Source organism: Nitratireductor sp. GCM10026969, from assembly GCF_042660605.1.
Classification (GTDB): domain Bacteria; phylum Pseudomonadota; class Alphaproteobacteria; order Rhizobiales; family Rhizobiaceae; genus Chelativorans.
Genome location: NZ_JBHSUM010000176.1, coordinates 1 through 8212 on the forward strand (window position 1 = coordinate 1; position 8212 = coordinate 8212).

Consider the following 8212-nt stretch of genomic DNA (forward strand, 5'->3'; position numbering starts at 1 on the left):
CTTCAACATCCCGAACGCGGCGCTCAACCGGGCGCTGGCGGAGCGGGCGCGCGCGGAGCCGGGCATCCGCTGGCACGAATGCATGGTCGAGCACTGGCAGCCCGCTGCAGACTCCGTCACCGCAAGGCTGGCGGACGCGACGACGGTCCGCGCCGTCCTGGCGGTGGCGGCCGACGGCCGCAAATCACCGGCCCGGGAGGCCGCTGGTATCGCCACCCGGACCCGCCCCCTCCCGCAAAGCGCGCTGGTGCTGAATTTCGGCCATACACGGCACCACGGCTTCACCTCGACGGAGTTCCACACCGAGCACGGACCTTGCACACAGGTTCCCTTGCCGGGCGGCTTCCGCTCCAGCCTCGTCTGGGTGATGCAGCCCGCCAATGCCGAAACCTTGAAAACGCTCGACGAGACCGCCCTTTCCGAGCGCCTGGAACGGCAGTTGCAGTCCATTCTCGGCAGGGTTGCGGTGGAGCCCGGCTGCCAGGTCTATCCGCTCTCGACGGCCCTGCCGGCCCGCTTCGCCGCCCGACGGATCGCGCTCGTCGGTGAAGCGGCGCATGTTTTCCCACCGATTACCGCACAGGGCCTTAATCTGGGTCTGCGGGACGTGGCAGAGCTTGCCCGAATCGTCCACGCACATGGACAGGATCCCGGCGCGCCGGCCGCGCTCGAGCGCTACGATGCGCGTCGCCGGCCCGACATCACGGCGCGCAGCCGCGTGGTCAACCTCTTCAACGCCTCCCTTCTCACGTCTCTGCTTCCCGCCCAGCTCGCGCGCAGCGCCGGTCTCGGACTTCTCGACAGCATGCCCCTCCTGCGCGGTTTCTTCATGCGCGAGGGCATGCGTCCGGGCAGCGGCCTCGCCGCACTCCTGCCGCCCTTTGCCCGCCGTTCCTGAGCCGCCCTTCGCGGCGGGATTGAATTACGTGCAAAGCTGCGCCACATATGAAGGCAAGGGCAAATGCGATGCAAAAGATGAGAACAGCGAAATTTTCCATCGGCCAGGTGGTCCGGCACCGGCTCTTCCCCTTCCGCGGGGTGATCTTCGACGTCGATCCGGAATTCGCCAACACCGAGGAATGGTACGAAGCCATTCCGGCCGAGGTGCGACCGTCGAAAAAGCAGCCGTTTTACCACCTCCTCGCCGAGAACGAGGAGACGGAATACGTCGCCTACGTATCCGAACAGAACCTGCTGGAAGACGAGTCGGGCGAACCCGTTCGTCATCCACAGCTTTCCGAACTGTTCGTGGAGACGGCCGACGGACGCTACGAACCGCGCCAGCGCCATCATCATTGAGTAAGGCGCACCGCTGCGGAAACGAAAACAGGGCCCTTTCGGGCCCTGTTTCGCATTCGTATCCGTCTCGTTGAAGCGTCCCTATTCCGAATCCTGCTTCGCCCTTTCCTGGGCCTGGCGCAGACGGTCGGCGAACTCCTCGGTATTCTTGTTGACGTATTCCTCCAGCTTGCGCTGACGGTCGTCCAGATCGTCCTGCTGCAACGGCTCTCCGTCATAGGCGTCGGTAAAGCCCTGCAGGGTGATGTTGACCGGGTTCGGCTGGTTCTGGAAATTCACCGAGGTAAGCGTCAGCTCGGAACCGCGCTTGAAGGAACTGACGATCTCGTCGTTAAGCTGCGCCTCGGCCACGCAGCGGTCGGGAACGCAAACGGCGTAGTCGATCTTCTGGGTGGATCCGCCATCGATCTGCAGGCCGATTCCCGGCGGAATCAGGCGGCCGGTCGGCACCGCGATCTGCAGCACGCGCCGGTTCACCTTGCCCTCGACCTCGATCAGGTTGACGCTCGTCACCAGCTGGCCGGTTCCGGCCCGGCGCAGGAACTGCACGTTGCAGACATCGACCTCTTCCTGCTTGGTGCACGCCTTGAACCAACCCTGCGGCGGCTGATCCCCCTGCTGCTGCGCCATCGCGGCGCCGCCATAGCCGGCGACGGCCACGCCGAGCGCACCGAACAAAGCGGTCGCCGTGCGGTTCGCTCTTGCTTTCAGGCTCATCATTTCGCTTCCTGTTCCTCTCGAATTCACGGCCACCAGGCTGCGCCCGGCACCGTTTCCTGTTGGCCGAATGCGGCGATAGCAAGGCTCGCGGGCGTGTTACAACGGCCCGGCTTTGAAATCCAGTGCCGCACCCGCCTTCTTCCAAAAATCAAGCGAATGCCTTGATACGGTCCAGGACATGGACAAAGGTAGCCGCCGAGGTGAGAAGAGCTTCATCTGCCCGAATCAGCACCACGTTCCACACGAGGTCCCGCAACGATGTCCCGCATGGTCTCGCTTTCGATTTTGATGGCGATCGGGCTTGCTATGGGCGCCGGACAGGCGCTGGCCGGCAGCGCCCCTGCCCACGCGATCGCCATGAACGGCGAGCCTGCCCTGCCCGCAGATTTCGACCACTTTCCCTATGCCGACCCTGAAGCACCCAAGGGGGGCGCGATCACCTATTGCGTCGTCGGCTCGTTCGACAACCTGAACCCCTTCATTCTCAAAAGCATGCGCACGACCGCGCGCGGCGTGATCGACACCATCTTCGGCAACCTCGTGTTCGAGCCACTGATGCGCCGGAACGACGCCGAGCCCTTCTCGCTTTACGGGCTTCTGGCGGAATCGGTGGAGATGGACGAGGAGCGCAGCTACGCCGAATTCCACCTCAATCCCGACGCGCGATGGTCCGACGGCAAGCCGGTAACGCCTGAGGACGTCATCTTCACCTACGAGACCTTCGCCGAAAAGGGGCGGCCGCCCTACAGCACCCGCATGGACCGGATTGAAGAGATCGAGAAGACCGGGGCGCGCAGCGTGCGCTTCATCTTCAACGAGAAGGCCGACCGCGAATTTCCGCTGATCGTCGCTATGACGCCCGTCATCCCGGCGCACGGCTTCGACCGCGAAACCTTCAACCAGTCGACGCTGAAGCCGGTCATCGGCAGCGGCCCTTACACGATCGAGACGGTCAAGCCGGGCGAGCGCATCGTCTTCAAGCGCGATCCCGACTACTGGGGTGCGGACGTGCCCTCCATGCGCGGCTTTGCCAATTACGACCGCATCACCATCGACTACTTCCTCAACGGCAACGCCCAGTTCGAAGCGTTCAAGGCGGGCAACTGCTCCGCCTATGCCGGGGCGATCTACACCGGGCTCGGCCCTAACGAGGTCGCCCGCGACTTCGACTTCCCTGCCGTGCACAACGGGGATGTGGCTCTGGAGTCCTTCGAAACGAAGATTCCGCCGGTGGTCCTTGGCTTCGTCTTCAACACGCGTCGGGAGAAATTCACAGATCCCAGGGTCCGCCGTGCCCTGTCGATGCTCTACGACTTCGGCTGGGTCAACGCGAACCTCTACAATGGCAAGTACCGCCGCACGCTGAGTTACTGGCAGGGTTCGGAACTGTCCGCGCTCGGGCGCCCTGCCGGGCCGATCGAGAAGAAACTCCTGGAACCCTATGCCGATAAGGTCCTTCCCTCCGTCATGGACGGGACCTACGGCAAGGATGCCGACAAGGCGCATGGAATCGAACGCGAGACCCTGCGCGAGGCATTTTCAATGCTTAAGGAAGCGGGTTACGCACTTGACGGGAACATGTTGAAGGATCCGCAGGGACGGCCGTTCACCTTCGAGATCCTTCTCGTCTCGAGCGAGCAGGAGCGCTTCGCGACGGTCTTCCAGCGCATGCTTCGCAAGCTCGGCATCGCGGTGAGCCTGCGCATGCTGGACGATTCGCAGATGCAGCAACGCAAGCAGCGCTTCGAATTCGACATGATCATCGCGCCGGTCGGCTTCTCCGGCTCGCTGTCCCCCGGGGCGGAGCAGATCGGCCGCTGGGGCTCCGCTTCGGCCGATGTGGAAGGCTCGTTCAACCTTGCCGGGGTGGCCGATCCGGCAGTGGACGCCATGATCGAGGCAATGCTCAATGCGCGCGAGGCGGAAATCTACGTTGCGGCCGTCCGTGCTCTCGACCGGCTCTTGATGTCTGGCGCGTATCTCGTGCCGCTGCAGCACAATACGCAGAAGTGGATCGCCTACTGGAACTATCTGGAGCATCCCGAAACCGCGCCGCTCAACGGTTACGACCTGTCGACCTGGTGGCGCAAGCCGGAATAGGCATGAGCGATGGAATCCGAGGAAGACATCCGGGTTGACGTCGTCTCGGACGTGGTATGCCCGTGGTGCTATGTCGGACAGCGCAACCTGCAACGGGCGCTGGTCCGGTTGGGCGGCGCGAAGGTGTCGGTCTCCTGGCGCCCCTACCAGCTGGATCCGACTATTCCTCCCGGGGGCCGAGACCGGGATACATACCTGCTGGACAAGTTCGGCAGCCGCGAACGCATCGATGCCATGCACGAGCGCCTGCGCGAGATCGGAGCGGCGGCGGGAATCGCTTTCGCCTTCGAGGCGATACGCATCACGCCCAACACGCTCGATGCTCACCGCCTGATCCGCTGGGCGGCGGCCGAGGGCACGGATGTGCAAGGGCGGCTGGTCGCCCGTTTGTTCCGGCTCTACTTCGAGGAAGGGGCCGATATCGGTGCCGCCCCGACCCTTCTGGACGCCGCCCGCGAAGCCGGAATGGATACCTCGGCAGCCGAGACCCTGCTTCCCACGCCAGCCGATGCGGAGGAAGTAAAGACCGAGATCGCGACCGCCCAGCATATGGGTGTCACCGGCGTGCCGTGCTTTCTTCTGGAAGGTCGTTACGCCATCATGGGCGCGCAACCGCCAGAACGGCTGGCCGATGCCATCGCACAGGTGCGGTCTGCCAAGGCGCGGGGGGAGCTGGACGATCCCAACATGGATTAGTCGAAAAAAATCAACGGTCAGGGGACGGGATTTCAGCTCACACCTTCATCCCGGACTGCAAGACGAGTCCCTTACGCTGCCTTCTTCTCCGCCAACCTGACCAACTGCGTCATGACAGTGGCAGCGCCCGCCAGCCGCTTTTCGGCCGTCGGCCAGTCACGCATGAAGACGACACTCTGGTCCGGCCGGATCTTGGCGAGCACGCCCTGCTCTGCGATGAAGCGGACGAGACCGGCCGGCTCGGGGAAGTTCTGATTGCGGAAGGCGATGACGACGCCTTTCGGGCCCGCATCGAGCTTTTCCACGTTTGCGCGGCGGCACAGCGCCTTGATGAAGACGATCTTCAACAGATGCTGCACTTCTTCGGGCAGCGGGCCGAAACGGTCGATGAGCTCGGCACCGAAGGCGTCGATCTCCTCCGCGCTCTCCAGTTCGCCGAGGCGGCGGTAGAGCCCGAGGCGAAGCTGCAGGTCCGGCACGTATTCCTCCGGGATCATCACCGCCGTGCCGACCGTGATCTGCGGCGACCAGCCGGTGTCGGCCGCCTCGCCCGTGCCGCGCAGCTCGGCCACGGCCTCTTCCAGCATCTGCTGGTAAAGCTCGTAGCCCACCTCCTTGATATGCCCCGACTGCTCCTCCCCAAGCAGGTTGCCGGCGCCGCGAATGTCGAGGTCGTGGCTGGCGAGTTGGAAGCCCGCGCCCAGTGTGTCGAGGGACTGCAGCACCTTCAGTCGCCGCTCGGCGGTGGCGGTCAGCTTCTTGTTGGCCGGGAGCGTGAAAAGCGCGTAGGCGCGCGCTTTGGAGCGGCCGACGCGGCCGCGCAACTGATAAAGCTGTGCAAGGCCGAACATATCCGACCGATGCACGATCAGCGTGTTGGCGGTGGGAATGTCGAGACCGGATTCGACGATGGTCGTCGACAGGAGCACGTCGTACTGCCCGTCATAGAAGCCGTTCATGATGTCGTCGAGCTCGCCTGACGCTATCTGGCCGTGCGCCGTGGCCACCTTCAGTTCCGGCACCTGTTCGGCCAGGAACTGGTGCACCTCGGCAAGGTCGGAGATGCGGGGGACGACATAAAAGCTCTGTCCGCCGCGATAGCGCTCGCGCAGGAGCGTTTCGCGGATGACCAGCGGGTCGAAGGGCGAGATGAAGGAGCGTACCGCCATGCGGTCGACCGGCGGCGTGGCAATGAGCGACAGCTCGCGCACGCCCGTCAGCGCCAGCTGAAGCGTGCGTGGAATGGGCGTGGCCGAAAGGGTCAGCACATGCACGTCGCTCTTCAGTTCCTTCAGCCGCTCCTTGTGCTTCACGCCAAAATGCTGCTCCTCGTCGATGATGAGCAGACCCAGGTTGTTGAAGGTGACCGAGGAGCCGAGCAGCGCGTGGGTGCCGACGACGATATCCACCGTGCCATCGGCAAGCCCTTTCTTGGTCTGCGACAGCTCCTTGGAGCCGACCAGGCGCGAAGCCTGGCGCACCCGTACCGGAAGGCCGGCGAAGCGCTCGGCGAAGGTCTTGTAATGCTGGCGGGCGAGCAGTGTCGTCGGCACCACGACGGCCACCTGAAGCCCTTCCATCGCCGCGACGAACGCCGCCCTCAGCGCCACTTCCGTCTTGCCGAAACCGACATCGCCGCACACCAGCCGGTCCATCGGCCGACCCGAGCTGAAATCATCGAGAACGGCATCGATGGCGTTCTGCTGGTCGTCCGTTTCGTCGTAGGGGAAGCGGGCGGCAAACTCGCCGTAAAGCCCATCCGGCGGCAAGAGCTTGGTTGCCGGGCGCATCTGCCGCTCGGCCGCAAGCTGGATGAGCTGGCCCGCCATCTCCAGGAGCCGCTTCTTGAGCTTTGCCTTGCGTGACTGCCATGCTACGCCGCCGAGCTTGTCGAGCACGGCTTCGGCCGCATCGGAGCCGTAGCGGGACAAAAGCTCGATGTTCTCGACCGGCAAGAACAGCCGGTCATCGCCCGCATAGCGCAATTCCAGGCATTCGTGCGGCGCGCCAGCCGCCTCGATGGTCTTGAGGCCGACGAAGCGGCCGATGCCGTGATCGGTGTGGACGACGATGTCGCCTTCCGAAAGCGCGTTGACCTCGGAGATAAAGTCGGCCGCCTTCTTGCGCCGCTTCGAGCGCCGCACGAGGCGGTCGCCCAGGATGTCCTGCTCGGCGATGACGGCGAGCCGCCCGGTCTCGAATCCCGCCTCCAGGGGCAGAATGCCGAGCGCGGCCTGTCCCGCCTCGAGCCCGGAGAGTTCCGAGATATCCTGCACGCGCACGACATTGCCCAGCCCGTGCTCGGCGAGGATCTGGCCGAGGCGGTCGGCCGATCCCTCGCTCCAGCCGGCGATCAGCACCCGTTTGCCGCCGGCGCGCAAGGCGCCGATGTGCCTGACCACGTGATCGAAGACATTGGCGTTGGGGTCGGCACGTTCCTCGGCGAAATTGTAGCCGGCCTGGGCACCGGCATGAACGACCTTTCCGCCCTCCTCCGGCGTGGCGAACGGCGTGAAGCGGACGAGCCGGCGCGCTTCGGCGGCCTCGGTGATCTCCTCCGGCGTGAGATAGAGGCTCGACGGCGCGATGGGCTTGTAGGGCACCGCCTCGCCGAGCCCCGCACTCTCCATCTGCCGCTTGCGCGCATCATAGTGATCGAGAACGAGCGCATGGCGCTCGCCGATCGCCTCCTTCGCCAGATGGTCGAAGACCACCGGGGCCTCCGGCAGATAATCGAAGAGCGTCTCGAGCCCCTCGTAGAACAACGGCAACCAGTGCTCCATACCGGAGTAGCGCCGCCCTTCGGAGACCGCCGCGTAGAGCGCGTCGTCGCGCGAGGGCGCGCCGACGGCTTCGATATAGTTGCGGCGGAAACGGCTGATGGTCTCCGGCGTGAGCGTCACCTCGCTCATCGCCTGAAGCGAAACCTCGGGCCTCTGTCCGGTGGTGCGCTGGCTCGCCACGTCGAAGGTGCGGATGGATTCCAGCGTGTCACCGAAGAAATCGAGCCGGAGCGCATCGTCCCAGCCCGGCGCGAAAAGGTCGAGAATACCGCCGCGCACGGCGAACTGGCCGACATCGCGGACGGTGGGCACACGCTCGAAGCCGCCCATTTCGAGACGCGCGATCAGCGCCTCCATATCGACCTGATTGCCCGGCTTGGCACGGAACCCCTGCGCCGCGATCCGGTCGACCGGCGGCATGCGCTGCAGGAGCGCATTGGCCGTGACGAGCACGATGGCGCGATGCGGTTTGCGCCTGAGCGAAGCCATGGCCGACAGCGCATCGAGGCGTCTGGCGGCTGCATCGGCACCCGGCGAAACCCGGTCATAGGGCAGGCAGTCCCACGCCGGCAGCTCGAGCAGCGGCAGCCCCGGCGCGGCAAAGCGCAGCGCCT

General features: G+C 64.9%; 6 protein-coding genes. 4 read left to right on the forward strand and 2 right to left on the reverse strand.

Going from position 1 to position 8212, the window contains the following annotated elements:
• Positions 1-898, forward strand: an 898-nt coding sequence (locus tag ACFP9U_RS21990) for an FAD-dependent monooxygenase (protein ID WP_378624746.1), incomplete at its 5' end; no start/stop codon positions are given.
• 77 nt (positions 899-975) lie between these two features.
• A complete protein-coding gene (gene hspQ, locus ACFP9U_RS21995; protein WP_322451524.1) occupies positions 976-1299 on the forward strand; it encodes a heat shock protein HspQ in 324 nt (107 codons plus the stop codon).
• A gap of 81 nt (positions 1300-1380) precedes the next feature.
• On the opposite strand, the gene ACFP9U_RS22000 is transcribed toward hspQ, so the two are convergent.
• Positions 1381-2019 carry an invasion associated locus B family protein gene (locus tag ACFP9U_RS22000; RefSeq protein WP_378624748.1) on the reverse strand — a complete coding sequence of 213 codons (639 nt, stop codon included), beginning with the start codon at positions 2017-2019 and terminating at the stop codon, positions 1381-1383.
• Between the two features lie 306 nt (positions 2020-2325).
• On the opposite strand from ACFP9U_RS22000, the gene ACFP9U_RS22005 reads away from it, so the two are divergent.
• Complete coding sequence (locus ACFP9U_RS22005; RefSeq protein WP_378624752.1) at positions 2326-4119, forward strand: extracellular solute-binding protein; 1794 nt, start codon at positions 2326-2328, stop codon at positions 4117-4119.
• 9 nt (positions 4120-4128) lie between these two features.
• Complete coding sequence (locus ACFP9U_RS22010; protein WP_378624749.1) at positions 4129-4815, forward strand: DsbA family oxidoreductase; 687 nt, start codon at positions 4129-4131, stop codon at positions 4813-4815.
• A 71-nt stretch (positions 4816-4886) separates the two neighbouring features.
• Here the strand turns inward: ACFP9U_RS22010 and mfd are convergent.
• The coding region (gene mfd / locus ACFP9U_RS22015) for a transcription-repair coupling factor (RefSeq protein WP_378624751.1) at positions 4887-8212 on the reverse strand (3326 nt) is incomplete at its 5' end.

What these genes read in the sequence shown, in the direction of transcription:
- hspQ (WP_322451524.1), top strand. Translation starts at nt 976, where the DNA reads ATGAGAACAGCGAAATTTTCCATCGGCCAGGTGGTCCGGCACCGGCTC.
- ACFP9U_RS22000 (WP_378624748.1), bottom strand. Translation starts at nt 2,019, where the DNA reads ATGATGAGCCTGAAAGCAAGAGCGAACCGCACGGCGACCGCTTTGTTC.
- ACFP9U_RS22005 (WP_378624752.1), top strand. Translation starts at nt 2,326, where the DNA reads ATGGGCGCCGGACAGGCGCTGGCCGGCAGCGCCCCTGCCCACGCGATC.
- ACFP9U_RS22010 (WP_378624749.1), top strand. Translation starts at nt 4,129, where the DNA reads ATGGAATCCGAGGAAGACATCCGGGTTGACGTCGTCTCGGACGTGGTA.